Source organism: Nocardia sp. NPDC055321 (assembly GCF_053645575.1).
Genome location: NZ_JBSHMS010000026.1, coordinates 1 through 25,701, shown reverse-complemented (window position 1 = coordinate 25,701; position 25,701 = coordinate 1). Strand labels below are relative to the sequence as shown.

At 67.4% G+C, this 25,701-nt stretch carries 26 protein-coding genes and 1 pseudogene; 11 read left to right on the top strand and 16 right to left on the bottom strand.

The genetic code is table 11. The features are described 5' to 3' along the window. Positions 1-211 precede the first annotated feature (211 nt). Positions 212-475 carry a hypothetical protein gene (locus tag ACWIGI_RS32625; RefSeq protein WP_454206871.1) on the top strand — a complete coding sequence of 88 codons (264 nt, stop codon included), beginning with the start codon at positions 212-214 and terminating at the stop codon, positions 473-475. A gap of 320 nt (positions 476-795) precedes the next feature. Here ACWIGI_RS32625 and ACWIGI_RS32620 read toward each other — a convergent pair whose 3' ends face one another. The 3 genes from ACWIGI_RS32620 to ACWIGI_RS32610 all read right to left on the bottom strand — a co-directional run bounded on the left by ACWIGI_RS32620 (position 796) and on the right by ACWIGI_RS32610 (position 5,510). After that, on the bottom strand, positions 796-2,877 hold the full coding sequence (locus ACWIGI_RS32620; RefSeq protein ID WP_454206869.1) for a sensor histidine kinase: 2,082 nt from the start codon (positions 2,875-2,877) through the stop codon (positions 796-798). Between the two features lie 97 nt (positions 2,878-2,974). Further along, positions 2,975-3,757 (bottom strand): DJ-1/PfpI family protein, encoded by a 783-nt coding sequence (locus ACWIGI_RS32615; protein ID WP_454206867.1) that lies wholly within the window; start codon positions 3,755-3,757, stop codon positions 2,975-2,977. A gap of 103 nt (positions 3,758-3,860) precedes the next feature. Next, positions 3,861-5,510, bottom strand: coding sequence for an acyl-CoA synthetase (locus ACWIGI_RS32610; RefSeq protein ID WP_454206865.1), 1,650 nt, complete (start codon positions 5,508-5,510; stop codon positions 3,861-3,863). Between the two features lie 183 nt (positions 5,511-5,693). Between ACWIGI_RS32610 and ACWIGI_RS32605 the strand changes: the two genes are divergently transcribed. The 3 genes from ACWIGI_RS32605 (at position 5,694) to ACWIGI_RS32595 (ending at position 8,521) form a co-directional block, all read left to right on the top strand. Continuing rightward, positions 5,694-6,542, top strand: a complete 849-nt coding sequence (locus ACWIGI_RS32605; protein ID WP_454206863.1) for an oxygenase MpaB family protein — start codon at positions 5,694-5,696, stop codon at positions 6,540-6,542. 297 nt (positions 6,543-6,839) lie between these two features. Then, the gene (locus tag ACWIGI_RS32600) at positions 6,840-7,466 is read left to right on the top strand and encodes a class I SAM-dependent methyltransferase (protein ID WP_454207016.1); all 627 of its coding nucleotides are present in this window, start codon (positions 6,840-6,842) and stop codon (positions 7,464-7,466) included. A gap of 227 nt (positions 7,467-7,693) precedes the next feature. Beyond that, complete coding sequence (locus ACWIGI_RS32595; RefSeq protein WP_454206861.1) at positions 7,694-8,521, top strand: alpha/beta fold hydrolase; 828 nt, start codon at positions 7,694-7,696, stop codon at positions 8,519-8,521. 400 nt (positions 8,522-8,921) lie between these two features. Here ACWIGI_RS32595 and ACWIGI_RS32590 read toward each other — a convergent pair whose 3' ends face one another. From ACWIGI_RS32590 to ACWIGI_RS32580, 3 genes are all read right to left on the bottom strand, one after another. Continuing rightward, positions 8,922-9,059 carry a hypothetical protein gene (locus ACWIGI_RS32590; protein WP_454206859.1) on the bottom strand — a complete coding sequence of 46 codons (138 nt, stop codon included), beginning with the start codon at positions 9,057-9,059 and terminating at the stop codon, positions 8,922-8,924. 254 nt (positions 9,060-9,313) lie between these two features. Continuing rightward, the gene (locus ACWIGI_RS32585) at positions 9,314-9,763 is read right to left on the bottom strand and encodes a DUF6640 family protein (protein ID WP_454206857.1); all 450 of its coding nucleotides are present in this window, start codon (positions 9,761-9,763) and stop codon (positions 9,314-9,316) included. A 21-nt stretch (positions 9,764-9,784) separates the two neighbouring features. Continuing rightward, positions 9,785-10,357 (bottom strand): TetR/AcrR family transcriptional regulator, encoded by a 573-nt coding sequence (locus ACWIGI_RS32580; RefSeq protein WP_454206855.1) that lies wholly within the window; start codon positions 10,355-10,357, stop codon positions 9,785-9,787. 199 nt (positions 10,358-10,556) lie between these two features. On the opposite strand from ACWIGI_RS32580, the gene ACWIGI_RS32575 reads away from it, so the two are divergent. Beyond that, positions 10,557-11,102, top strand: a complete 546-nt coding sequence (locus ACWIGI_RS32575) for a dihydrofolate reductase family protein (protein ID WP_454206853.1) — start codon at positions 10,557-10,559, stop codon at positions 11,100-11,102. A gap of 90 nt (positions 11,103-11,192) precedes the next feature. Continuing rightward, a complete protein-coding gene (zomB, locus tag ACWIGI_RS32570; RefSeq protein WP_454206851.1) occupies positions 11,193-13,025 on the top strand; it encodes a flagellar motor control protein ZomB in 1,833 nt (610 codons plus the stop codon). 139 nt (positions 13,026-13,164) lie between these two features. On the opposite strand, the gene ACWIGI_RS32565 is transcribed toward zomB, so the two are convergent. Continuing rightward, positions 13,165-13,431 (bottom strand): hypothetical protein, encoded by a 267-nt coding sequence (locus tag ACWIGI_RS32565; protein ID WP_454206849.1) that lies wholly within the window; start codon positions 13,429-13,431, stop codon positions 13,165-13,167. A 154-nt stretch (positions 13,432-13,585) separates the two neighbouring features. Here ACWIGI_RS32565 and ACWIGI_RS32560 point away from each other — a divergent pair, with 154 nt between their 5' ends. After that, a complete protein-coding gene (locus ACWIGI_RS32560) occupies positions 13,586-15,418 on the top strand; it encodes an oleate hydratase (RefSeq protein ID WP_454206847.1) in 1,833 nt (610 codons plus the stop codon). A 15-nt stretch (positions 15,419-15,433) separates the two neighbouring features. Here ACWIGI_RS32560 and ACWIGI_RS32555 read toward each other — a convergent pair whose 3' ends face one another. The 9 genes from ACWIGI_RS32555 to ACWIGI_RS32515 all read right to left on the bottom strand — a co-directional run bounded on the left by ACWIGI_RS32555 (position 15,434) and on the right by ACWIGI_RS32515 (position 20,843). Next, the gene (locus ACWIGI_RS32555; RefSeq protein WP_454206846.1) at positions 15,434-15,664 is read right to left on the bottom strand and encodes a hypothetical protein; all 231 of its coding nucleotides are present in this window, start codon (positions 15,662-15,664) and stop codon (positions 15,434-15,436) included. Beyond that, positions 15,661-16,506 (bottom strand): hypothetical protein, encoded by an 846-nt coding sequence (locus ACWIGI_RS32550; protein ID WP_454206844.1) that lies wholly within the window; start codon positions 16,504-16,506, stop codon positions 15,661-15,663. The genes ACWIGI_RS32555 and ACWIGI_RS32550 overlap by 4 nt, the downstream gene beginning before the upstream one ends. A gap of 181 nt (positions 16,507-16,687) precedes the next feature. Continuing rightward, the gene (locus tag ACWIGI_RS32545) at positions 16,688-17,281 is read right to left on the bottom strand and encodes a hypothetical protein (protein WP_454206842.1); all 594 of its coding nucleotides are present in this window, start codon (positions 17,279-17,281) and stop codon (positions 16,688-16,690) included. Then, positions 17,278-17,643, bottom strand: a complete 366-nt coding sequence (locus ACWIGI_RS32540; RefSeq protein WP_454206840.1) for a type II toxin-antitoxin system PemK/MazF family toxin — start codon at positions 17,641-17,643, stop codon at positions 17,278-17,280. Before ACWIGI_RS32540 ends, ACWIGI_RS32545 begins: the two co-directional genes overlap by 4 nt. After that, complete coding sequence (locus ACWIGI_RS32535; protein ID WP_454206838.1) at positions 17,640-17,789, bottom strand: hypothetical protein; 150 nt, start codon at positions 17,787-17,789, stop codon at positions 17,640-17,642. Before ACWIGI_RS32535 ends, ACWIGI_RS32540 begins: the two co-directional genes overlap by 4 nt. A 219-nt stretch (positions 17,790-18,008) precedes the next feature. After that, a complete protein-coding gene (locus ACWIGI_RS32530) occupies positions 18,009-18,161 on the bottom strand; it encodes a hypothetical protein (protein ID WP_454206836.1) in 153 nt (50 codons plus the stop codon). A 66-nt stretch (positions 18,162-18,227) separates the two neighbouring features. Beyond that, positions 18,228-18,839 carry a TenA family protein gene (locus ACWIGI_RS32525; protein WP_454206834.1) on the bottom strand — a complete coding sequence of 204 codons (612 nt, stop codon included), beginning with the start codon at positions 18,837-18,839 and terminating at the stop codon, positions 18,228-18,230. Positions 18,840-19,117: 278 nt separating this feature from the next. Continuing rightward, on the bottom strand, positions 19,118-19,801 hold the full coding sequence (locus ACWIGI_RS32520; protein WP_454206832.1) for a hypothetical protein: 684 nt from the start codon (positions 19,799-19,801) through the stop codon (positions 19,118-19,120). A 184-nt stretch (positions 19,802-19,985) separates the two neighbouring features. Beyond that, entirely contained in the window at positions 19,986-20,843 is an 858-nt protein-coding gene (locus ACWIGI_RS32515; RefSeq protein WP_454206831.1) for a hypothetical protein, read from the bottom strand. 166 nt (positions 20,844-21,009) lie between these two features. On the opposite strand from ACWIGI_RS32515, the gene ACWIGI_RS32510 reads away from it, so the two are divergent. From ACWIGI_RS32510 to ACWIGI_RS32495, 4 genes and pseudogenes are all read left to right on the top strand, one after another. Then, positions 21,010-22,050 carry a ferritin-like domain-containing protein gene (locus tag ACWIGI_RS32510; protein WP_454206829.1) on the top strand — a complete coding sequence of 347 codons (1,041 nt, stop codon included), beginning with the start codon at positions 21,010-21,012 and terminating at the stop codon, positions 22,048-22,050. A 4-nt stretch (positions 22,051-22,054) separates the two neighbouring features. Next, a pseudogene (locus ACWIGI_RS32505) lies at positions 22,055-22,945 on the top strand (alpha/beta hydrolase); the annotation flags it as partial. Between the two features lie 98 nt (positions 22,946-23,043). Next, entirely contained in the window at positions 23,044-23,787 is a 744-nt protein-coding gene (locus tag ACWIGI_RS32500; protein ID WP_454206827.1) for an SDR family oxidoreductase, read from the top strand. Between the two features lie 58 nt (positions 23,788-23,845). After that, positions 23,846-25,579 (top strand): L-aspartate oxidase, encoded by a 1,734-nt coding sequence (locus tag ACWIGI_RS32495; RefSeq protein ID WP_454206825.1) that lies wholly within the window; start codon positions 23,846-23,848, stop codon positions 25,577-25,579. The last annotated feature ends 122 nt before the right edge of the window (positions 25,580-25,701 follow it).

Sequence of the window (25,701 nt, the reverse complement as noted above, 5' to 3'; positions counted from 1 at the left end):
CGGGGTCGATCGAATGGTCGATTCGCGGGCCGACGGCCCGGCATTCAGCGCGCGGCCCGCCTCGCCCATCGACCCGCATGCTGTTGCATCGGAGCCAGGAGTGTTGCTGGTCGACTGCTGCGGCCCCCGGAATTGGTGGCATTTCGGACGCGGACCGCTCGGTTACTGTCCGTTGGGCAGTAGTGATCGAATCGAATCGAAGAATGGTGACATGAGCGGCTTCACTATGAAAATGATTGCGGTGGCGGGGATTTCCTTGGCCATCGGCAGCGCACCCGCCCTCTCCTCGGCCGCGCCGGCGGAGCTGGAGCCGGTCGCGGCGAACAGTGGTTCGGCTCTGCTCGACCCGCTGGCCACGGCCTCGTCATCCGGATCGACCAATCTGGCGAATACGCCCGCGTGGTTGCTGCGTTGCCTCGTAACCGGCTCGAAGATGCAGCCCGGCGACCCCATGGGTTTCCCCGGCTTCTGCTGATCGCGCACCGAACGGACCCGGGCGCGTGACGCCCGATAAGGGGCGGCAAAATCGGGCATCACGCGCCGGTCGGGACGGCGCGGCGCGATCGTTCGCGGATCGGTGCGCTTCACCCCTCGAGAGCTCGATGGCCACCCCTGGTTCTGCGCGGTGCGGGGTGGCCGACGAGCTGGTCCCAATCTACACACTGTGCGGAATGATCAGCAACATAGTGCGCCGCGTCAAGTCGGTCTGTGCGGCAATACTTCTCTGATATTGCCAGTATCTACCTGTTTAATGCACGAGATGGGCGCCGTCGGTCTATCGGCTCTCCCTATTGATCAGAACTGTCGGTAACTTCCCTGCGGCGACCCGAGCGCCGCGTGCGGCCGATACCCTGCGGTTTCCTCCTCCGGCGCGCCCGACCCCATCAGCTGCGTCGGGATCAGCACGATGGCGCGGACACCGCCGAACGGAGATTCCCGCAGCCGCACCGAAATCCGGTGCCGGGCCGCGACCGTCGCGATCACGAACAGTCCCAATCTGCCGTCGTCGACCAGGGTTTCGAGGCTGAAGCTCGGCGGCTGGGCCAGTAGCGCGTTGTGCACCTCCACGTCCGCGTCGGATATGCCCAGGCCCTGGTCGACGATCTCGATCACCGCGCCCTTGCCGACGACCTTGCCGGTCACCTCGACCCGCGATTCCGGCGGGGAGAACGCGGTGGCGTTGTCCATGAGTTCGGCCAGGATGTGGATCAGGTCGGCCACCATCGCCCCGCCCAGGTGCACATCGGGCATCTTGGCCACGGTGATCCGGCGATAGTCCACGCTCTCGGCGACCGCGCTGCGGGCGATGTCGATCAGCGGCACCGGCTTTCGCCAGCGGCGGCCCGCGGTGCCGCCGCCGAGAATGATCAGGTTCTCGGCGTTGCGGCGGGCGCGGGTGGCCAGATGATCCAGCCGGAACAGCAGGTCCAGCCGATCGGGGCTCTCCTCGCGCTGCTCCGCGGCGTCGAGGATCTCGAGCTGCTTGTGCACGATGACCTGACTGCGCTGGGCGATGTTGACGAACACCGAACTGACCCCCGCGCGCAGTTTGGCCTCGGCGAACACCGCGTCGACCGCGGCGGCGTGCGCGCGATTGAACGCGTCGGCGACCTGTCCGATCTCATCGGTGCCGAAGTCCAGCTGTTGCGCGTGTGCGTCGGTGCGCACCGACGGATCCTGCTCGACGCTGCGCATCGCCTGGGGCAGATGATGATCGGCCAGCTCCAGGGTCTGCACGCGCAGCCGGTGCATGCGAGCGATCAACCGGTTTGCCAGCTGCAGCACGACCAGGAAGCCCAGGATCGCCACGCTCATCGCCGCGAGCCCGCCCAGCAGTGAATTGCGCTGCGTGCGATCGGCATTGCGCACCGCGATGTCCTGCGCGTCACGCGTCTGCCCCTCCCACAGCGCCACCAGCTTGGTCTGGATCCGCATGCCGGCGGCCAGCGCGTCGCTCCCGTCGTCGGCGGGTGACGCGGAGCCGGGCTTGTCACCGGTCGCGGGTTTCGCCCCGCGCGCGAGCAGCTCGTTGTGGAACGCGACCACCCTGCCCCATTCCTCGCCGGTCAGCATTTCGTTGAGCTGCGCGAGCCGGGGTCCGGCCAGAATGCCGGTGGCGAAGCTCATTTCGGCGCGCAGCTCGCCGACTTCGTTGCTGAATTCGACGAAGTGCTCGACGCTGAGCGTGTCGAACACCGACGCCAGGGCGCCCGCTCGCGAGAGCGCCTCGCTCGCGCGCAACGGGCCCAGGCCCTTGGACAGCTCCGTGGCCACATCCGAGGACGGCGCCGCGCGCCCGGCCAGGAGCGTGGCGGACATGATCACGTCGATGATGGACCCGAACACCGCCACGACCGGTTGCGGAGCCATCTCCCGGCGATCCACGGCGGTCCGCAGCCCCGGCAATTGCTCGTACAGCCGGTCGTATCCGTCGATGTCGGTGGCGAAGTCGGCGCGCATCCGCGCCGCGTCGACCCCCTTCTGCCGGACCTCGAGCAACGTGTCGTCCGAGCGCTGACGCGCGGTGGTCAGGTACGCCGCGACCGACTCGTCGCCGCCGATGTGCAGCACCGAGAGCCGGCGCTCCTCCTGGAAGGCCTGCACCATCCGCACCGCCGGACCCAGGGTGGCACTGGCCAATTCGGCCCACTGCCGCGCGTCCCGGCCCGCCACGATCAGGTACCCGGCCGCCCCGACCCCGGCGCCCAGCAGCGTCAGACTGGGCACGAGCACGATCGTGAGCAGCCGCGCCCGCACCCCGAACCGTCCGCCCGTCAGCGCCCCGGGCCGGTCATTCCGCCTCGCCCGCAGCGATTTCCACGAGAGCGGGGCCCGCTCGATGACTCCGGCCTGCGCAGCCGCCTCGACATCCGACATTCCGGGAAGTGTGATGTGCGTCGCTCCGGACCGGTAGGACACTTCATCCAATACGGCGGTCGCGGTTCTGGATAGAACCCGCGATCGTCGTGGTGGATCACACCTCGTGCGGTCCTGCGGCTCGGCTCGGCTCCTGAACCACGACGTCGATCGGTGCCGCGCGGCGTCCACGCAGCCGCCGGATGGTGTCGCGCCACAACAGCGCCGGCACCGCCACCGCCAGTTTCGCGGTCACCCCGGAGGTGAAGCTCAGCACGAACTGGTCCCGGAAAGCCGCACGCTGAACGGCTTTGGATGCCTTGTCGGGGTGGCCGGCGTCGAACGGTGGGTGCGGGTCGTACTCGATATCGAGCTGAATCACCTGCGCGCGTTCGGGTCCGTGGAGTTCCCCCACGAGCCAGAGTGCGAGATCGATACCGGCCGAGACGCCCGCAGCGGTGGCGATGCGCCCGTTCGTGACGAAGCGCTCGGTGGGGCGGGGCCGCGCGCCGAGGCGAGCCAGGGCCTGCTGGGCCGCCCAGTGGGTGGTGGCGGGGCGATCGTCGAGCAGGCCCGCGCTCGCGAGGACGAGCGATCCGGTGCAGACCGAGGTGGTCCAGAACGTCGTCGCGTGGACGTGGCGCAGCCAGTCCAGAATCGTCCTGTCCGCCGCTGCGGCTATCGCTCCCGGGCCGCCGGGCACCACGACGATGTCCGGGTTAGGCGTCTCCGCGAGCGTATGGGTCGCGCTCAGCGCCAGGACGCCGCTGTCGGTGACAACCGGACCGGCGTGCACCGCGACGAATCGGATGGTGGTGTCCGGCATGAAGCGCAGGACCTCGTACGGTCCGATGGCGTCGAGCGCGGTGACGCCCGGATAGAGCAGCACTGCCACTTGCATGGTGAATCCCCCCGTGGTGAACCCGGTCGGAGGGTCGGCCTCCGACCGGTGGTGTCGAACGGCGTCCGCGCGTCCGGTCGTGGCCCGCGCGAACGCCGCGTGGTCAGTCCGTGGTCGCGTCCAGGCGCGCCCGCACCAGCTTGCCGGTGGCGTTGCGCGGGAGTTCGTCGATGAACACCACCTCGCGCGGCACCTTGTGGCGGGCGAGATTCGACTTCACGTAGTCCTTGATCTCCTGCTCGGTCGTCGCGGCCTCGGGGGCGCGGACGACGAAGGCGCGCAACCGCTTTCCGAAGTCGCGGTCGTCGACGCCGATCACCGCGGCCTCGAACACGTCCGGGCGGGCGGCGAGCAGGTTCTCCACCTCCAGCGGGTAGACGTTCTCACCGCCGGACACGATCATGTCGTCGTCACGGCCGTCGATGAACAACCGCCCGTCGGCGTCGAAATGACCGATGTCGCCGCTGCACAGCAGGCCGTCGACGATCTCCTTGTGCCGTCCGTCGGTGTAACCCGCGAAACTCAGTCCGCTGGAGACGAAGATCGTCCCGATCACGCCCGGTTCCTCGATCTTCCTGCGGTTCTCGTCGTACAGGGCCACGCGGCAGCCGACGGGCGGGCGGCCCACCGTCCCCGGGGCGGCGCGCAGGTCCTCGGGTGTGGCCACCGCGGCGACCGCGACCTCGGTCGAGGCGTACAGGTTGTACAGCACGTCGCCGAACGCCTCGGCCGTGCGGCGACTCAGATCCGGTGAGACCGACGATCCCGCGGCGAAGATCACCCGCAGCGAGGAGGTGTCGTACTCGGCGAGTACCTCGGGCCCGAGATCGACGATGCGCTGCAGCATCGTGGGCACCAGAATCAGTGCCGTGGCGCGGTATTCGGCGATATTGGCCAGGGTCCGGCGCGCGTCGAACCTGCGCTGCTGGAACACGATTCCGTTGCCCAGGCCCCAGCCCAGTGTCAGCTGGGACAGGCCGGTGCCGTGGAAGATCGGCGCGGCCATCACGAAGGTGCTCTCGCGCGGCAACGGCACCCGGTCGAGGAACTGCGCGGACTGCAGCGGTGAAACCTTGTCGCGCGGAGCGCCTTTGGGAGTGCACGTGGTGCCGCTGGTCAGGATCACGATGCCGCCGGGCCGCTCGGGCGCCGGTACCGAACCGCCGTCGTGGCTCGCGATCAGCACGTCGGCGGTGACCGCGCGGCGGTCGACCTTGTCGTCGGCGTCGACCCAGGTCAGCACGCGCGGAATCGCCACCGGGATGGCGGACAGCAGATCGAGGAACTCGCTGTCGTGCAGGACCATCGCGACCCGCTCGCGCGCCACCACGTCGGCGAACTGCGGCTTGGCGAAGCCGGTGTTCATCAGCACCACGCGTGCGCCGAGCCGGCCGGCGGCCAGCAGGGACAGCACCATGCCGCGGTGGTCGCGGCACAGCGTGCCCACCACCTCGCCCGGGCGCAGGCCCGCGGCCGACAGTCCCGCCGCCAAGGCGTCGGCCTGCCTGTCGAGCTGGGCGAAGGTCAGCGGCCCGCGCTCGTCGATGATGGCCACCGAGTGCGGATTTCGCCGCACGGAGTGGTTCAGGACGGTGACGAAGGGGCCGAAGATATCCGCGTCGCGCAGCGAGCGCACGATCTCGCGGGGGTCGCGGAGTTCGAGCATGCCGCGTTTGTTCAGCACCCCCAGGGCCGCGGCCGAGTCGGTCAGGGTGCGCAGCACCTGACGTGGTGATTGCCTCGTGATTCCCATCGGCCCTCCGCTCGCCGGGGCCCCGGCGCATCCGCGCGGGGCCGCCACCCATCGCCCGAAGCGTAGCGCACTATGAGAATCTGCATTCACATAATTTGTCCGGATCGAGCGTTCCGCATTGCCTCACCCCGAGCGCTCTGAGAGAATTGATCATCAAATGACTCATCGACTCGCAGGGTTGTGATGGCGCTACCGATCGAGAACTCCCCCGTACCCGTCGCCGCCGATGACGCGCGCCCCTACATCGCGGGCGCGGGCGCTCTGCTCGGCGGGCCCGCCAACGTCGTCATGCAGCTGAGCCTGCCGCCGGTCGGTCGCGGCGTCGTGGAAAGCACGGTGGCCAGCGGCAGTTACGCGCTGCGCCCCGCCAAGCGCGGACGCACCACGCTGACCTACCTCGCGGTCGCGATGCTCGGCACCGACGAGGACCGCGCCGCCTACCGTGCCGCGACGAACACCTCGCACCGGCACGTCCGGTCCCGCCCGGGAAGTGCGGTCTCCTACAACGCTTTCGACCCGAACCTGCAGCTCTGGGTGGCCGCCTGTATCTATCGGGGCGTCGCCGACGCGCTGACGCTGCTGTACGGCCCGCTCGACGACGACTTCGCCGACACCCTCTATCGGCATTCGAGCCGGTTCGGCACCACGCTGCAGATGCGACCCGAGCAGTGGCCGGCCGATCGGGCCGCGTTCGCGGCGTACTGGGACGCGAAGGTGCCCGAGTTGTCCTTCGATCCGGAGGTCAAGCGGTATCTGCTGGACCAGGTGATCGACCTCGGACCCTACGGGCCGGTGCGACGCACGGCGTTTCGCGGCCTGAATCGCTTCTTCACCACCGGGTTTCTGCCACGGCACTTCCGGGACGAGCTGGGCCTGAGCTGGAGTCCGCGTCGGCAGCGTGTCTTCGAGATCGCCATGCGCACGATCGGGCGCGTCATGTTGCGCCTGCCCGAGCACTGGCGGCTGTATCCGCTCGACGCGTACCTGCGCGACATGCGTCGGCGCCGCGCCGCGGGCAAGCCGCTGGTGTGAGTGGTCTCCGCTCGACGTGACGAGAATTGCGGGTAACTTACTGTGCCCCGGGGGTGAACTGAGCTTCGCTACACCGACGTTGACGCGCCCCTGTGAAGTGCTGCGTGCGAGTCGGGGCTCGCACCCGGGGCGATGGCGGAACCTCTGAAACCGACTGTGCCACGCGGGTTCAGCGAGCATGGTCTGGCGGTTCGCGCAGCTTTGAATCCTGCCACTCGGTGGAATCCTTTGTCTGGAGCCGAATTCGAGCGTGTCGACGCGATCGTGATCGAGTTCTAGGCTGGGTTCGTGTCCAGCATGCGGAACAGGCTGAAGTTCGCCGTCGCCAGCGACCTGCTCGAAGTGGTGAACCCCTACATCCCCGGCAAGCCCCACGAGAAGCTCGTGCGCCAGGTCGGAAACGGCCGCGTGGGCCGCGTACTCGAACTCTGTGCCGGAACCGGCTACGCCTCCCGACTCTTGGCGGGTCGTCACCCCGAAGCCGAGGTGGTCGGCCTCGACCTGTCCCGGGAGATGATCGCCGTCGGAAACCGGAAACTCGCCGCGCGCGGCCCTGCGAACGTCCGACTGGTGGAAGGCGACGCCGGTTCACTCCCCTTCGAGGACAACACGTTCGACACCGTGATGGCCGTCTTCGGCCTGCACGAGGTCCCCACGACCGTGCGCCACGCCGCGGTCCGCGAGTCCGCCCGCGTCCTCGGTCCGGGCGGCAGGATCGTCGTCGTCGACCTGGATAAATCGCCCCGATCGGGTGCGCTCCTCGACGCCTACCTCCGGGTCGCGGAACCCCGTCATGCCCGGGAGATCTGCGGCTCGGGTCTGGTGAACCTGCTGTCGGACAACGGTTTCACCGTCGATCACCATGCTCCCGCCGAGGGCTGGGGTGCGACGCAGACGGTGGTCGCGACCGTTCGGCCCGCCTGATCTGACCCGCGTGGGCCTCCAGCACCGCCCTGCCGCGCTGACCTCGCACGGAACCCGGGTCAGCGCGACCGCCCGACCTCGTACGTGCCATCTGCCCGCGCGATACCGCCCGTTTGCCATTCGGTAACGGTGTTGATCAACACGTTGTTCGGACGCCTATCCGCTCCTAGCGTTGGGCACATCTCGCAATGACCATCCATGACCGAATCTCGGTATCAGGAGGACCCATGCCTGTGTGTACGACGCGTGACGGAGTCGGTATCCACTACAAGGATTGGGGAGCGGGTCGCCCGGTCGTCTTCATCCACGGCTGGCCGCTCAACGCGGACGCCTGGGAAGACCAGATGAAATGGGTGGCCGACCACGGATTTCGGGGGATCGCCCACGACCGGCGCGGACACGGGCGTTCGGACCAGCCGTGGACCGGGTACGACTTCGACACCTTCGCCGACGATCTGCGCGACCTGCTCGAGCATCTCGATGTCCGGGACGTGACCCTGGTGGCCCATTCGATGGGCGGCGGCGAGCTGTCGCGGTACATCGGACGGCACGGCACCGACCGGATCCGCACCGCGGTGTTGCTGTCGGCGATTCCGCCGCTCATGGTCCAGACGCCGCAGAACCCGGAGGGCGTGCCCGAGGCCGTGTTCGACCAGATCAAGAGCGGAATCATCACCGAGCGGTCGCAGTTCTGGCAGGAGACCGCCGTGGGGTTCTTCAGCGCGAACCGTTCCGGGACCAAGGCCACGAAGGGCAACAAGGACGCGTTCTGGCTGATGGCGATGCAGGAGAGCATTCAGGCGGGTGTGGCGTGCGTGGACGCATTCGCTTACACCGACTTCACCGACGATCTGAAGAAGTTCGATGTCCCCACGCTGCTCATCCACGGCGACGACGACCAGGTCGTGCCCATCGACGCGACGGCCCGCAAGGGCGTCGAGATCATTCCCGACGCCACCCTGATCGTGTACGAGGGTGGTTCGCACGGCATCGCCATGGTGCCCGGGGACAAGGAGCGGTTCAACAACGACCTGCTCACTTTCTTGAAGGTGTGAGCTCGTTCGATCACCGTTGAAGGCCCCCGCGACGCTGATGCATCTCGTCGGCTTTACCTCAAGCGACCAGTTTGTGTCATGTCACCGACTTCGCGTGCCGACTTGGCCCTCGCGGGGGTCAACGCCACCCGGGCGGACGCCCGAATGCGTTAGCTTCGAAATGTCCGGACAGCAAGTGGTACAAGGTGACTCGCGTACCAGCGCCGGTGGTGCACCCCCGCAGGGTGCGGCGGCGAGCCTCAGACTCCCGTCGTCGTACTCGGTCCCGCATCGCGCCGGCGCCACGCGGGTCGCCGCTGTCCGGACCCGGGACGGTCCGGACGCCTGTTCAGCTGCCAGGTGTCCGGACCGCCCGTGACAAAGAAGTCGGGCTGCGACCGTCAGTCGCCGTTGTGTTGGCCTATCGGCTGCCCGCGGCCGCGTCGCCGTCCATGATCGTGTCCCACCACTGGCTCAGGGGGCTGGGGTCCGGCCACACCGCTACGACGGGCCCCTGGGGTTCGGGAGTTACCTTGTCGGCCTCGTTGATCACCCGCACGGGGAACGCTCCTTCCGAATGGAATATCGCTCACGCTCGCGATCAGTCGACTGTCGCCGACATGTTCATGATCCAGTCCAAGTTTTGCTGCCGGTTTTCTGTCAAGTTACGGTTAGCGTTCATGCGGGTGTCCGGCAGGCTCGAACGGCGACATAATCGGCCGATCGCTAGGGTTGCCCGTCGATCGCCGAAGTGGGCTGGTGACGTCGAATACAGCCCTTCGCCGTGGCGTCGAGGTATGTGACCCGGACCCGTCAGCGCCGTTCCGTGCGCACGCTGAGCAGGACGGCGATCGCGAGCAGGATCAGCAGGACCAGGGCCAGGAACACCTGGGGATGCAGGCCCAGGACCGTGGGGTTGTCGAACTCGGGATCCGTGACCGCGGTGCCCGGGAAGAGGGGCGCGCTCAGGAGAGCGAGCCAGGGGGTGGACAGGATCGCGCAGGCCGACCACAGGTGAGAGCGGGGGTCGTTGCCCCGACGCCACAGCAGTACCAGGGCGATCACGCTCAGGAGCACCGTCATCGCGATGTACTGCGCGTCGTGGAACTTCGCGTGCGGCGGCCACGCGTCGTTGTGCAGGTGCTGGGCGGCGCTCGCGGGGATCACCAGGTCGGCGAGCACCGCGCCGAGCGCGGTGACGACCGCGACGATCGTGGCGACGATTCTCGGGGCCGACGGCCGGGTGGAGGTTGGTGCGGTCATGATGTGTAATCCCTTGCTGGGTCAGGGTTTCGAGGTGTATCCGCGTAGGAAGTCGTCGACGACCGCGTCCACGTAGTCGAGATCGAAAGTGCGATTGGCGATCAGCTTCCGGAAGAAGAGCGGGCCGTGCAGCTGATCGACGGCGAGGTCGACATCGAGGCCGGACGGTAGTTGGGCGCGGGCGATCGCGGCGGCGAGGATCGCGCGGGCGGGCCCGGTGCCCGACCGGTACAGCACCTCTTTGACCTCGGCGAACTTCGGGTCGACGCCGGCGCGTTCGACGATCACCCGCATCCCCTGCTCGACGCTCGGTTCGTGCAGCATCGCCCGGGTCGTCGCCAGGGCGGTCCGCAGGTCCGCGCGCAGATCGCCGGTCCACTCCGGCTGCGACACCGCGATGTGCTGGATCACGGTGTCGCGCACCAGATCCGGCACCTCGGGCCAGAGCCGGTAGAGCGTGGCCCGGCTGATTCCACTGCGCGCGGCGACGGCGCCGTGGGTCAGTCCGGCCAGCCCCTGCTCGATCAACAGCTCGCGCGCCGATGTGAGTGCGGTGTCACGACTGCGTACGACGCGTGGATCCGGTGCCCGCACAGCCCTCCTTATGATACAGATTGTTTCAGAGATACGAGACAAACTGTATCGAACTTCGGCGCGCAGGGCACGCGCAGTCCGGGAATACGACGAATCCGTTGAGCGTCGCTTAGCGGTGTGTTGCTGAAATACGCCTTGTTGGACGGGCTTTCGAATCGCGATGCTGGGTGCACAATCACGCACACTCGAAGGGCAGTCCATGCGCAAGATCATCGAATCCACTTTCGTCACCACCGACGGAGTCGTCAGCGACCCGCACGTGTGGGGTGCGCAGTACTGGGATGACGAGCACAGCGAGTACGGGTCCGACTTGCTGTTCGCCTCCGACGCGCTGCTGCTCGGCCGCGAAACGTACGAGGGATTCGCGCAGGTGTGGCCCACCCGCCCCGCCGATGATCCGTACGCGGCCCGGATCAACGCCCTGCCCAAGTACGTCGCGTCGCGCACCCTCACCCAGCAGGACGCCACCTGGAACGCCACCATCCTGCAGGGCGAGGTCGTCGACGCGGTGCGGGAGCTCAAGGCGCAGGACGGCGGGAACATTCTCAAGTTCGGCACCGGGTCGCTGTCGCACGCGCTGCTCGACGCGAAACTCGTTGACGAGTACCACTTCTGGATCTTCCCCGCCGTCGCAGGCACGGGTGAGCGGCTCTTCGACGGCTACGCCGACGTCGCCCACCTCGACCTGCTCGGGACGACCACCTTCAAATCCGGCATCGTCGTACACCGTCTCGCCCCGCGCTGATCGCGGCCGCGATCCGCCGGACGGGTACCGGCGCTATCCATGGCTCGCAAATATGGTACGTATGTACCAGTTATGGAGGGGATACTTCGTATGAGACGGTCGGCCCGCGTCACTCTGATCGGCGGGATAACCTGCACCGCCGTACTTTTCGCGATGGGTGGCTGGGAGCGTCGCTGGATCGCCGACGACGGGCTGACCGTACTTCGTACGGTGCGTAACCTCTTGGCGGGCAACGGGCCCGTCTTCAATCAGGGTGAGCGGGTCGAGGTCAACACCAGCACCGCCTGGACCTACCTCATCTGGTTCTTCGGCTGGATCACTCAGGCGCGCCTGGAATACGTGGCCCTCGGGCTCGCGCTGACCCTGTCGGTCGCCGCGATCGTCTTCGCCATGCTGGGCGCGGCCCGGCTGTGGGGTGGCGCGAGTTCGGTGCTGCTGCCCGCAGGCGCGCTCGTCTACATCGCGATACCGCCGGCTCGGGATTTCGCCACCTCGGGGCTGGAGTCCGGGCTGGTCATCTGCTGGCTGGCGGTGCTGTGGTGGTTGCTCGTTCGGTGGAGCAGCAGCGAAAGCCCGAGTCCGGCAGGGGTTCTCGGGCTGTCGTTCTGGATCGGCCTGGCTCCGCTGATCAGGCCGGAGATGGCGGTGATCGGCATCGCGGCACTGCTCATGGTGGTTTGCGCGCCGTTGCCATCGACACAGTTGCGGCCGTGGGTGTTTCGCGCGGCGATCGTGGCGGCGGCGGGTGCGGTGCCCGGCGTATATCAGGTGTGGCGCATGGGCTACTACGGTCTGCCATACCCGAACACGGCCGTCGCGAAGGACGCCACCGGTGCGAAGTGGCGGCAAGGGTCGCTCTACCTGTGGGATCTGGTCGGACCATACTGGCTGTGGGCGCCGCTCCCGGTGCTGGCCGTGGCGGCGGTCGTCGTGGCGCGGTCCAGATCCGCCGGCGGCTCACCGTCCCTCGCAGGCGTGAATGCCGCACCGCGCGAACGCGTTCGCGACCTGCGTACACGTGTACGGACTCCCGCGACGGTGGTGATGCTGATGCTCGGCACCGGTGTGCTGTTGACCGTGTACGAGATTCGCGTCGGTGGCGATTTCATGCACGGCCGGATGCTGCTGCCGCAACTGTTCTGCCTGTTGCTCCCGGTGATGGTGCTGCCCCTGCGACTATCGGTCGATCGGGTGTTCGCGGTCGTATCGGCCGCCGTAGCGGGCAGTATCGGCTGGGCGCTGGCCATCGCGGACACCACCGCGATCACCACGGCGAACCGGATCACCGCCGCCGGTGTGGCCGACGAGCGCCTGTACTACATCCAGAACACGGGTCGTGCCCACCCGATCCGCGCCGAGGACTACCTGAACTATCCCCGGATACGCGCCATGCTCGCGGATGTCTCCAGCACCCCCGGTGGCGGCCTGCTGATCAACACCCCGACGTTCACCGCCTGGCACGTCGTCCCACCCCCTGCGCCCCTCTCCACCCCGGCCACCGGGCACACCGTGTACTACGTGAACCTGGGCATGATCAGCATGAACATGCCCCTGCACGTACGCGTCATCGACCCCGTGGGCCTGGCCTATCCCCTGGCTGCGCACACCATCCGGTTCCCGGACGCCCGCATCGGCCACGACAAGAATCTCGACGCCGACTGGGCGATAGTCGACGCCCGCGTAGCCGTCTCGCCACCCGGTCTCCCCCAGTTCATCGACGAAACGTGGGTGAGCCGCATCCGAACGGCCATCACCTGCCCCGACACCCAGGATGTTCTGGACTCGACGCGAGCACCCCTCACCTTGAATCGGTTCCTCCACAACGTGTTCCACGCCCTCCCCCACGCCCGCTACCGCATAGACCGGGTCCCCGAGTTCGAATTGGCCCGCTGCAACCTGACCTCCTTGTCGACGGTGCGATAACCACCCACGTCGCGCGCGTTCTCGACGCCGCAACCTCGAGCTCCGTTCCGCGGCCGTGTTGAGCCGTACCCCGGACCGGCGGTTCGAGCTTCGGGATGGCGCTGATGATGTCGAGGGCTTGGCGACTGTGGTAGGCGGCCTAGCGGGATCGCTGGTCGGGGTCCTCGGCGGACCCCTGGGCGCGCTGCTCGGTGGGAGCCTGGGAGCGCTGACCGGTGGCGTCGGCGACGCGGCGCGCGCCGACGAGTCGGACGGCGCGATCGAGTTGTTCGCCAGGTATGTCCAGCCCGGGCGGACCGCGCTGCTCATCGAGTTGGTCGAGTACACACCCGAAGTCCTCGACCGGGCGGTAGCAGGTTTGGGCGGAGATCCTCGCGAGCAGTGTCAGGGCGTAGGAACGGCCCATCGGAACAGCCTCCGAACCGCTAGGTTATTTTGTAGCTACATCAGCCTCGGCTTGAATATCAGTTTTCTACAACAGCTTTGCTGTACGTCAAGAAAAGAGCGGCAATACAGAGAATATTCAGCTACATATCCGTCGACACCGTCAGGAGACCTGCATGTACCGATCCAACGGAAACTTCGAGGCGTTCGCCCGGCCGCCGAAGCGCGAGTGGCCGTCCGGCCGCAAGGTGCACCTGGTCGGCGGTGGTCTCGCGGGTCTGGCGGCGGCCGTGTTCCTCATTCGCGACGGCGGGGTCGCGGGCAAGGCGATCACCATCTACGAGGAACTGACGATTCCCGGCGGCAGCTGCGACGGCCTGCTCGACGAGCACAAAGGTTTCATCATTCGCGGCGGTCGCGAAATGGAAGCCCATTTCGAGACACTCTGGGACCTGTTCCGCTCGGTTCCGTCGTTGAACACCCCGGACGCCTCGGTGCTGGACGAGATGTACTGGATCCACAAAGCCGACCCGTCCACCAATCCCAACCGCGCGATCCACGATCGCGGTCAGCGCATCGAGAAGATGAAGGATCTCACGCTCACCCCGCGCGCGGTCCAGGAGATTCTGCACCTCGCACTCACCAGGGAAGAGGACCTCGACGACAAGCGCATCGACGAATTCTTCGGCGAGGAGTTCTTCGCGTCGAACTTCTGGCTCTACTGGGCGACCATGTTCGCGTTCGAGCCGTGGGCCTCGGCGATGGAGATGCGCCGCTACCTGCTGCGCTTCGTGCACCACATCGAATCCCTGGCCGACCTGAGCTCGCTGCGGTTCGCGCAATACAACCAATACGAATCGCTGATCGAACCGCTCGTCGCGCATCTGCGATCCGAAGGTGTCGTGTTCCGCAACGCGACCCAGGTCCTCGATGTCCTCGTCACCGAAGCCGGGGGCCGCAAGACCGTGACCGAGCTCGAGTTGCTGGTCGGGGCCACCACCGGCGGCACCGATGGCGAAGCCGCCGCGTCGGCCGGACTCGGAAACGACGGTACGACCGAGAAGGTCGCCGTCGCCCCGGAGGACCTCGTCATCATCACGAACGGATCGATCACCGAGAGCTCGACCTTCGGCGACAACGACACCCCCGCACCGGTGGTCACCGACCGCGGTGGCGCCTGGAAGCTCTGGAAGACGATGGCCACCCGCGACCGTGCGTTCGGCTATCCGGAGAAGTTCAGCGAGAACATCCCCGAGGCGAACTGGACCATCTCGGCGACGGTCACACTGACCGACGACAAGATCGCGCCCTACATCGAGAAGATCACCGGGCGGGACCCGCGCGGCGGCAAGATCATCACCGGCGGCCCGTGCAGCATCAAGGATTCGAGCTGGCTCTACGGGTTCACCATGAGTCGCCAGCCGCATTTCGCCGCGCAGGACCCCGCCCAACAACTCGTGGTGTGGCTCTACGGCTTGTTCTCCGACAAACCGGGTGACTACGTGAAGAAGACGATCCGCGAATGCACGGGCGCCGAACTGACGGCCGAATGGCTGTACCACATCGGTGTGCCGGTCGATCAGATCGACGACCTGGCCCGCAATTCGGCGAGTACGGTGCCGTGCAACATGCCGTACATCTCGTCGTACTTCATGCCCCGCGCGCTGGGTGACCGGCCGAAAGTGGTCCCGGAAGGATCGCAGAACCTGGCGTTCATCGGTAACTTCGCCGAGACCGAGCGCGACACCGTCTTCACCACGGAGTACTCGGTACGCACTGCCATGGAGGCCGTGTACACGCTGCTGGACGTCGACCGGGCGGTCCCGGAGGTCTTCGGTTCGTCCTTCGATGTGCGGGTCCTGCTGCAGGCGTTGTACTACCTGAACGATCGGAAGCCGCTCAGCGAGATCCCGATGCCTTTGGGCGGCAAACTGATCGAGAAGGCGGCGCTGAAGAAGATCGAAGGCACCTATCTCGAGCAGTTGTTGCAGGAAGCCGACCTCATCTGAGCGGGTACGTGCCGGTCACCGGTGATCGACCGGCACGTCCCAGAACGCGATCTCGTGGCGCATCCCGGTCAGGAACAGCTCCTCCGCATTGTCGCCGCCCGCTTCGTCGAGCATTTCCGCGCAGCGGGCGGTGAGCGCGGCGAAGCCGGGGTCGGCGTAGGTGTCGCCCCAGCGTCGGTAGCGGGGGTCGGCGGGCGGGTTCTGCGCGAGGATCGGCCGCCGAGTGGTGGCGGGCGGGCGCCTCATTGCATCGACAATCCCACCGGGTGCGCCCAATCCGCATCGCACACCCACATCCACAACGCGTACCCGCGCCCGATGACGATCCCCGTCGGATCCTGCTCGGCCCGGGTGTGCGCCCCGACCGGATGCCACAGGTCCTCGCCGTCCCATTCGACGCCATGTGCCTTGAGCAGCAACGTCATCGACGAACCACACGCATCGCAGCGCATCGGCTGCGGATCCGAGAGATTCCAGGCCGCGTATCCGCCGACCTTCCACCCCATCGTGATCGACCGCCCCCAGCTGTACCGCAGCCCGGTGCGCTCCTCCCACGCCGCGACGCGAGCGGCCAGGTCCGCGGGCAGTAGATCGTGGTACTCGTACTCGGTGATCCGTTCCGGTGACACCGTGCACGGCGCGGGCACATACACCTCGTTGCCCACCCACGCCGGGGACGGCGGACTCGCCAGCGGTTCGGTGACCTCGCCCGCGGCCCGCCAGCGCACGGTCACCGCCGGCGCCCACAACGGGTCGTGGTCGACCGGACACCACAGCACCTGCAGCAGATCGGTCCCCTCGGGTCCCCGGTAGTCGGCGATATCGCGGCGGTACAGCTGCGCGACGGGGATCAGCGGCACCGGGTCGGGATCGCTCTCGAGTCCCTCGGACTCGCGCCAGGATCGATGATCGTCGGTACAGACCGGCCACGCCTCGTCGGCCGGCCACAACAGCGGACCACCGACCGAGCTCTCGTGCACCCCGGGCGCACCCCGCCGCGGGTGCAGGCGGGTCGCACTGCGCCGGTACGCGGCGAGCTCGGGAATGTCGGAGACGATGCCGTCGAGATGCTGCGGGGTGATGGGCACACCGCGACCGTAGTGGGCGGCTACGACAGTGCGTACCGCACACAGTCTTTCGATCCTCCACCGAGCCGCCCGGGCCTGAGGCCCGCCCAGGAGTGGCTCCGTCATTGCCTCGAATGCCGTCAACGGATCGAGACGAGGAACCGTGCCCCCTACGCCTGAGTGAGGATCACCGCGGCCGGATCTAGCCGACCGGGCTGAGCCGGGGGATGCTGGTGCGGGTCACGGTGGGTGTGAGCGTGGTGTGTGGGAAGAAGGTCTCGCTGCTGCGCTCGCTGTGCGTGAGCGGGGTGATGGACGGGTAGTACAGCATCGCGTAACGGGGTGAATCACCTTGGAAGAAAAGGTAATAGCCGTAGGTCCACGCGCTGTCCGACTCCCAGTAGTAGTCCGATTTCGGCAGGCTCTCCCAGCAGATATCGGTCGCGCCGACGCTGGTGTTGAGCGCGGCCCCGCGGATATCGGCGGGCACGGTCACCACCCGGTCCCAGTCCTGCCATCCCGCGCGCCGGGTCAGCTCACCGAACGACACCCGCGCGCCGCCCTGCGAGGCCGTGCGGGCCTCGGCGAAGAACCGATCCGAGTCCCCGATCGGCTGCTGCTTCTTGCTGTCGAAGTCGAACCGGCGAGGGCAGTCCCCGGCCAGTGCGGTGGGCTCGGGATCCGGGCGCATGACGGCCACGACCACCGCGAGCCCGGCGATGCCCGTCACGACGAGCCCGCAGACCGCGCCCACGATCACCAGGCCGATGAGCAGCGCGCGACGCGGGCCGCTCACTCGGGATCCGGGCAGCGGTACTGCACCTCGGCCGCGAACACCTCACGGATTTTCTTGCGCGTGAGCGTGCCCTCGTAGTGCGCGAGCCAGCGTTTGGGCATCGTGCGGCCCCGGGTGACATCGACCGTCATCCCCGCCCGCGGGTTCCCCGGCTCCAACAGGACCGTGAGATCGGTGGCCGGCGCGTTCGACACCGGCAACACCGCGACATGCGGTAGCACCGCGTTATCGGCGGAATTGCTCACTATCAGGACCAGATCCGGCCCCAGCGAACTCGGCGCGGCACGACCGCCGATCGACGCGGTGAACGCCCACACCTCACCCTGCCGCGGACTCGCGGCATCAGGATTACCAGAGCTCACCGGGCAGCGAGTTCCGCGTCCGCCGCAGCGTATTCAGCGGCCAGAGCCGCATCGGCCTCCGCGCTGTCCAGGCCGTTCTCGTGATACCAGGCAGCCAGCACGGCGGCGCTGCTGTCCGCTGCGCTGGTCGAAGTGCTCGCTGTCATGGACTCGATGGTAGTGCACGCCCCTGACCGGGCGCTCTGCTCACGCGGTTCCGGGCCCGCGCACATCCCTCCCCGGCGCGCTGGAACGCCTTCGCAGGCAGTGCGCTCTTTTCGTCATCTCCGATTCGAACCGGTGCTGACCTCGCTCGCACGAGCAGCGTCGCGCCCAACAGCGCGGCGCCAGTCGATGTGGGGTCGACCTCGATGATGAGAAGGTATCTACCGCTCGCGGGTGCTGGTCGTCGTCGAGGTGGGGCGTGGGGGCAGTTTGCGGCCCAGCAGCTTCTCGGCTTCGCGTCGGTTGGCTTCGATCTCATCCGGAAACAGCGGCACCCGGCGCGCTCGCCAGGGTTCTTGGGTCAATGCGCTCACTGCTCGCCTCCTTTGAGGATCGTCTGAATGACAAAGTTGTTCTCGCGGAACGAGTTGAACGTGTTGTCAGCCGTGATCGACAGGCACGTCCCAGAACGCGATCTCGTGACGCATCCCGGTCAGGAACAGCTCCTCCGCATTGTCGCCGCCCGCTTCGTCGAGCATCTGCGCGCAGCGGGCGGTGAGCGCCGCGAAGCCGGGGTCGGCGTAGGTGTCGACCCAGCGCCGATAGCGGGGGTCGGCGGGCGGGTTCTGCGCGAGGATCGCGCCGAGCGTCGAATAGCCCCACATGCAGGGGTACAGGGCGGCGAGGCCGTCGGCGTAGTTCGCGGCCGAATCCAGTAGGAACGCGGTGTAATTCGCGCAGGGTTCGCCTTTGGTGGCGTTGTCGAGGTCGGCGCCGAACTCCGCGGCCAGACCGCGGTGCAGCGACAGTTCCTCGTGGAAGGTGCCGTGTGCGAGATCTACGAGGTCACCGAGGTGGGCGGCGGGCGCCTGCCAGGCGAGGCGGGAGAAGACCCGGACGTAGTCCAGCAGGAACAGGTAGTCCTGCTCCAGCCACGCGCGGAACACCGGTTCCGCGAGTTCGCCTTTCGCGATCCCCGCCACGGTCGGATGCGCCAGTTGCTCCTCGACCAGTGGCCGCCCGAGCCGCTCCAGATGCGCCGTAAGACTCATGCGCGAGAACTCCCTACCGATTCGAATGCCTACCGATCCAGCCGAACATCCCGGTCACGAGTAGCTCGAGCCGCCGCCGATCTCGACCGTCCGGCGGCGCACATACTCGCGATACTCGACCGGTTGTGCGGCAGCGCACGGTGGTTGACCGCCGCCGCCGGAAATGTATCCGAACGCGGTCGGCAATGGTGGATCCGGTCGGTGGCTCCACCGTCTACTTCAAGCTCTGTCGTGTGCGGGCGCTGAGCCGACGGAGGCGGGAGTCGACTCGTCGTGCGCTACGCGCGTCGCAGGTTGCCGATCAGATCGACCGAGATCGCCTTGGCCGCGGCCTCGGACCCGGCGACCGACGCGAAACCTCGGTAACTCACATCGATGTAGGCGTTACCCGCGCGGACGAGGAGCCGGGCGTCGAACGCCGACGGTGTCAACGCCGATCGACCGAGCAGCAGGTAGGCCTCGTCCCCGATCACCGGGGTTTTCGTGCTGGGCGAGGTGTGCCCGGCGGTGAACGCGGCGGCCGTCGTATCGTGCGCGGCGGCGAGCATTCTCGGGGCATCGTCGGTGAAGGTCAGGGTCACCGCTATCGAAATATGCGGGGTGCCCGGTGTCGTGACCGTCCAGCGCGGCGCGTGGGTGCGATCGTCGCCGTTGTTCGCTCCAGCATAGGACTGCAACTCGCAGGTGGCCTTCGGCGCGTGGATGGCGATCACCTCATCCGATAGCAGAGAGCACTCGTCACCGCGACCGATCGGCGCGTACGTCGCGCTCATCACCGGCGTGGCGGTCTCGCCGCTGTTCACGTTGACCAGGGCCACCACGATCCCGCCGACGCTGCCCACCACCGCCAGCGCGGCGGATACGGCCACCAGCCGCCACCGCGGTGTCGCCAGTGGCGGGCTCGCGGCCTGCAGAATCGGCTCGATATCCGGCTGTGCGGCAGACCCCCCGGTGCTCGCCATGTTTCGACCTCTGCCCCAGTTCAGTTCGGATGACGAGCAGACGCTAACAGACGATCGCCGGTGACGGTATCGATTGGTGTGGCGGGGTTCGGGTGCCTGAAAAGCTGTAGTGTCCTGCAGTTTTTGGCTAGGGCCCGGCCTCCCGCCGGCGCGCTTCCGGCCTGTGATGGAACCTGCGCGACGGTCATCCTCTCCGATCGGCCGGATGGAGCCAGACCGCGAGGTTGCGAACGTAGTCGCGATAGATCGCCAGTCGGGCAGGGGCGGCCTTGATCTGGGAGCCGGGCGCCTCGCTGACGAACGAGGGTGCACCGCGGTCGAGATCCCAGTTGTAGTCGGCGAAGTGGTGGAAGGTCGACTCGGCGACGGCCCGGCCCATTGCCTGTCCCTCCGGGGTGACTTCCCCGTCGAGCGCGACGGCGAGGTTGAAGTGGCGGCCGGACACCGTACTGCGCCCGCGGGCGATGACGATGGCGGCCGGCGTGCGAGCGGCGACCGCGCCCTCGTGCGGGTGAGCCGGGAACCATTCGATGCGGCCGGTGCCGGATGCGTTGGAGCGCAGCAGTTCGTGGACCGGCTCGGTGGTGAAAACCCGCTGATAGTCGCCATTCGCTCCGGAATGGTAATTGGGCCAGGAGATCTCCGGGGTGTCCTGGTCGTCCCGTGACCGGGCGGGGTCGGGATTTCGGTGGTGGAAATGGTTCACTTCGCCGAGTGACCCGAGACCGATCAAACAGCTCCCCAGGTCGTGGTGATCGCGCGCGGTGAGCACTCCACGGCCGTGTTCTCTGAATCGGACGATGGCCGCGGATTCGGTGTCGGTCAGGCCGTCGCCGGTATCGACCGCCAGCAACCACAATTGGTCGAAATCCGAGCCGTCGAGACGGCTCAGAACCGGGTCGTCGGCCCCGTGAACGGCGCGGTCGCGGGCGGTCACGTCGTGGCCGGCCGCTCGTAGTTCGGCCTCCAGGAGCGTGAACCGGCCGATGTTCCAGTCGTCGGACTGCGGGGTGATCGTGGTCTGCAGCAGGATCTTCGACATCGCGGCCCTCGTCTCGTCGTTTCGGTCGACAACTAGGACCACAGGCAACACCGGGATGTGACACCGCCTCCATCTCTCCTGAGCGCCATCGACTGTCACATCGAGCCGAGTGCGCCTTGTCCAAGTAGGTGACACACCGGACGACTTGCTGAAACGAGGTTCGACCATGGGCACCGCCGACCCCATCGAGACGCTGGAGGACCTGCGTCGTCACCTGCAATGGGCGATCGAACTGGAACACGCGACCATCCCGCCGTACATGTGCGCGCTGTACTCGCTGGACATGGCCGCCAATGTCGAAGCGGCACAGGTCATCAGCAGCGTTTTCGTCGAGGAGATGCTGCACCTGTCGCTGGCGGCCAACCTGCTCAACGCCGTCGGCGGCGAGCCCCGGCTCGACGCACCCGAACTGCTTCGGCCCTATCCACATGCGCTGCCGCACAGCGATTCCTCGGTCCAGCTGAATCTCGCGCCATTCAGCCCGGAGTCGCTCGAGCTGTTCCTCGATATCGAACGCCCCGCCGCAGTCGGCGCCGGTCCGGAAAGCGACCGCTACCACACGATCGGGCAGTTCTACGCGGCCATCGAGTCCGGACTGCACACCCTGGTCGACACGCTCGGCGAGGACGCGGTGTTCTGCGGTGATCCCGCACGGCAACTGGGGGAGGTGCAATTCAGCAGCGGTGGCGGACAGGTGATTCCGGTCCGCGACCTCAAGTCCGCCCTCACCGCGCTGGCGGAGATCATCGAGCAGGGAGAAGGCGCCTCTCCCACCGAGGTATGGGACGGAGACAAGGACGTCTTCCACCCCGAGCGCGACCAGGTCGCCCACTACTACCGCTTCGTCGAGCTCAGGGAGGGCCGACGCTTCCGTCCCGGCGACACGCCACAGTCCGGGCCGACCGGAGAGCCGATCGCCGTGGACTACAGCGGGGTTCAGCCGATGCGCCCGAATCCGCGTAGCGCCGAGTACCCCGAGGACAGTCCCATCCGGGCCGCGCAGCGCGAGTTCGACAACACCTACTGCCTGCTGCTGTACCTGCTGGAGGAGACCTTCAACGGCAGCCCGTCGCAGATGCGCGACGCCATCGGCGTGATGTACGCCCTGAAATCGCAAGCCCAGGCGCTGATGACGATGCCCACCGGTGACGGGCTGACCACGGCGGGTCCGACGTTCGAATACGTGGCACCGGAAGATCGGGAGTAGGCCGATGGACGTACCGTCTTCCAGACAGATCGAGGCGGGCTCGCTGAGCGTCGCCTACCTCGAATATGGCTCCGACACAGCTCAACCGGTCATTCTGCTGCACGGTTGGCCCTACGACGTGCACAGCTTCGCCGAGGTCGGTCCGCTGCTGGCCGCCGCCGGCTTCCGAGTGCTCGTGCCCTACCTGCGCGGGTTCGGCCCCACCACCTTCCTCTCGGACAGCACCGTCCGGAACGGCCAGCAGTCGGCCATCGCGCGCGACGTCGTCGACTTCATGAACGCCCTGCACATCGACACCGCGATTCTCGGTGGATTCGATTGGGGTGCACGGGCTGTCGACATCATCGCGGCGTTGTGGCCGCAGCGATGCCGGGCGATCGTGCCGGTCAGCGGGTACATCGTCACCGACAGGCGGGAACAGCGGCAGCCGTTGTCCCCGGCGGCCGAACTCGGCTGGTGGTACCAGTACTACTTCGCCACCGAGCGCGGGCGACAGGGCTACAGCCGCAACCGATACGAGTTCAACAGATTGATCTGGCAGCGTGCCTCACCGCTGTGGCACTTCGACGACGCCACGTACTCCCGCACCGCCGCCGCCTTCGACAATCGTGACCACGTCGAGGTCGTCATCTCGAACTACCGGTGGCGGCTGGGCCTGGACGCGGGCGAGACCCGATACGACGACTACGAGCGAGCATTGGCGGCCCACCCGGTTGTCGGCGTCCCCGCGATCACCATCACCAGTGACTTCGACGGCGCCGCGCGGGACGGGCGCATCTACCGGGACAAATTCACCGGCCCGTACGAACATCGTGTCCTGGACGGTATCGGACACAACGTCCCGCAGGAGGCCCCATGGGAGTTCTCCCGGGCCATCATCGATGCGCACGCACTCGCGAAAACCACCGATGTCACAACTTCGGTATCGGCGCTGTCCTCCTTACAGGGCACCATCACTCGCCCCACCGCACCATTCCCACGGAAGGACCCAGCATGAAAATCGTCGTCATCGGTGGCACCGGCCTGATCGGCTCGAAGGTCGTCACTCGTCTCAACGAACACGGCCACCAGGCGGTCGCGGCCGCACCCAACACCGGGGTGAACACCCTGACCGGCGAGGGCGTCAAGGAAGTGCTGCAGGACGCGAACGTCGTGGTCGACGTCTCCAACTCGCCGTCGTTCGCCGACGACGACGTCATGAACTTCTTCCGGACCTCGACCACCAACCTGGTGCAGGCCGCGGAATCGGCCGGAGTCGGGCACTACGTCGCCCTGTCGGTGGTGGGCACCGACCGGCTGCCGGAGTCGGGCTATCTGCGAGCCAAGGTGGCGCAGGAGGAGCTGATCAAGGGCTCGGGGCTGCCGTACTCGCTCGTGCACTCGACCCAGTTCTTCGAATTCGCGGGCGGCATAGCCGATTCCGCGACCGTCGACGGCATCGTGCGACTGCCGGGCGCGGGAGTGCAGCCGATCGCCGCCGAGGACGTGGCCCCGATCGTGGGTGCGACCGCCGCGGGCACGCCGCTCAACGGCACCCTCGAGATCGCCGGACCCGACGTGTTCGGGATGGACCAGTGGATCGCGACCGTCCTGAAGGCGCGCTCGGACGTGCGCGAGGTCGTCACCGATCCGCAGGCGCGCTACTTCGGCGCCATCCTGAAGCACGACAGCCTGCTGCCCGGGCCGGGTGCCCGCCTGGCGCAGACGCGTCTGTCGGACTGGCTCGCTCGCCAGTGATCCGGACGCGCGGGCGGCGCTCTGCCGCCCGCGCGAGTGTCATTCGAAGGGAAACACGATGGATTCTCCGGACGAACGCCGGTTCGCGACGTCCGTGCTCGTCATCGGTACCGGTGGCGCCGGGCTGCGTGCGGCGATCGAGCTCGCCGAACGCGGCACGGACGTGATCGTTGTCGGAAAACGCCCCAAGGCCGATGCCCACACCACCCTCGCCGCCGGCGGTATCAACGCCGCGCTCTCGACCATGGACGCCGAGGACAGCTGGCAGCAGCACGCGGCGGACACGATCACCGAAAGCTATCTGCTCGCTCGCCCCGACATCGTCCGGGTCGTCGCCGCGAACGCCGCGCGGGGCATCGACGATCTCGAGCGCTGGGGCATGCCTTTCGCCCGGGAATCCGACGGGCGCATCTCACAGCGGTTCTTCGGTGCGCACAGTTATCGGCGAACCGCCTTCGCCGGTGACTACACCGGTCTCGAGATCCAGCGGACACTGGTGAATCGCGCCGCGCTGCTGGGCATTCCGATAATCGACACCTGCTACGTCACCAGAATCCTGGTGCACGACAACGTGGCGTTCGGCGCCTACGGGTTCGACCTCGACAACGGCACGCGCTACGTGTTCCATGCCGACGCGGTGATCCTGGCGGCCGGCGGGCACACTCGTATCTGGCGGCGTACCTCGTCACGGCGCGACGAGAACACCGGCGACGCGTTCCGCCTCGCTGTCCTTGCCGGGGGACGGATCCGGGATCCGGAGCTGGTCCAGTTTCACCCTTCGGGCCTCATCCAGCCCGAAAATGCTGCGGGCACACTGGTTTCCGAGGCGGCACGGGGCGAAGGCGGCGTGCTGCGCAACGCCGCCGGCGAGCGGTTCATGCGCCGCTACGATCCCGAGCGCATGGAATTGTCCACGCGCGACCGGGTGGCGCTCGCCGCCTATACCGAGATCAAAGAGGGTCGCGGCACCCCGAACGGTGGTGTGTGGCTCGATGTTTCCCAGCTGCCGCGCGAGACGATCATGCGGCGACTGCCGCGCGTCTACCAGACGATGCTCGAGCTGCAGATGCTCGACATCACTCGCGACCCCATCGAAATCGCGCCCACGGCGCACTATTCGATGGGCGGGGTGTGGGTGCGCTCGGAGGATCACGGCACCGGCGTCGAGGGTCTCTACGCCATCGGTGAGGCGTCCAGCGGCCTGCACGGTGCGAATCGGCTCGGCGGCAACTCGCTGATCGAACTGCTCGTCTACGGCCGGATCGTGGGCGAGGCGGCCGCACGGTACTCGAACGAGCTTGCTGCACAGCAGCGTTCGGCGACGGCGGTCGGTGTCGCTCGGGACGAGATCGATGCGCTGCTGGCCGCGGACGGGCGGGAGAACGTCCGGGCACTGCAGCGGGCGCTGCGCGACACGATGACCGAGCACGCCGGGGTGGTGCGCGACGAGATCGGACTCCGGCAGGGCCTGACCGAACTCGACGAGGTCGAGCAGCGTTCGGCGAGTATCGGCGTCCACCCCGACGCCGCCGGCTTCCAGGATCTCGCCCACGCCTTCGATCTCCGGTCGTCGATGCTCGCCGCGCGCGCCACGCTCGAAGCTGCCCTGGAACGCCGCGAAACCCGCGGCTGCCACAACCGTTCGGACTACCCGGCCGTGGATCCGGCCCTGCGCGTGAACCTGGTGTGGTCCGGCCCCGGCCGACTCGAACACGAGCCGATCCCCGATGTTCCCGACGACATCGCCCACCTGATGCGCGATGTCTCCACCTCCGGCAAGCTCGTCGAATAGCGCTGCGAGCCTGAGCTAATCGAATACTCGAACCCACGGTATCGCCACGCAGGAACTACCTGCGTGGCGATACCGTGGGTTCGACGACGGTCAGGTTCCGGAGGATCGCCCGCGACGTGTCG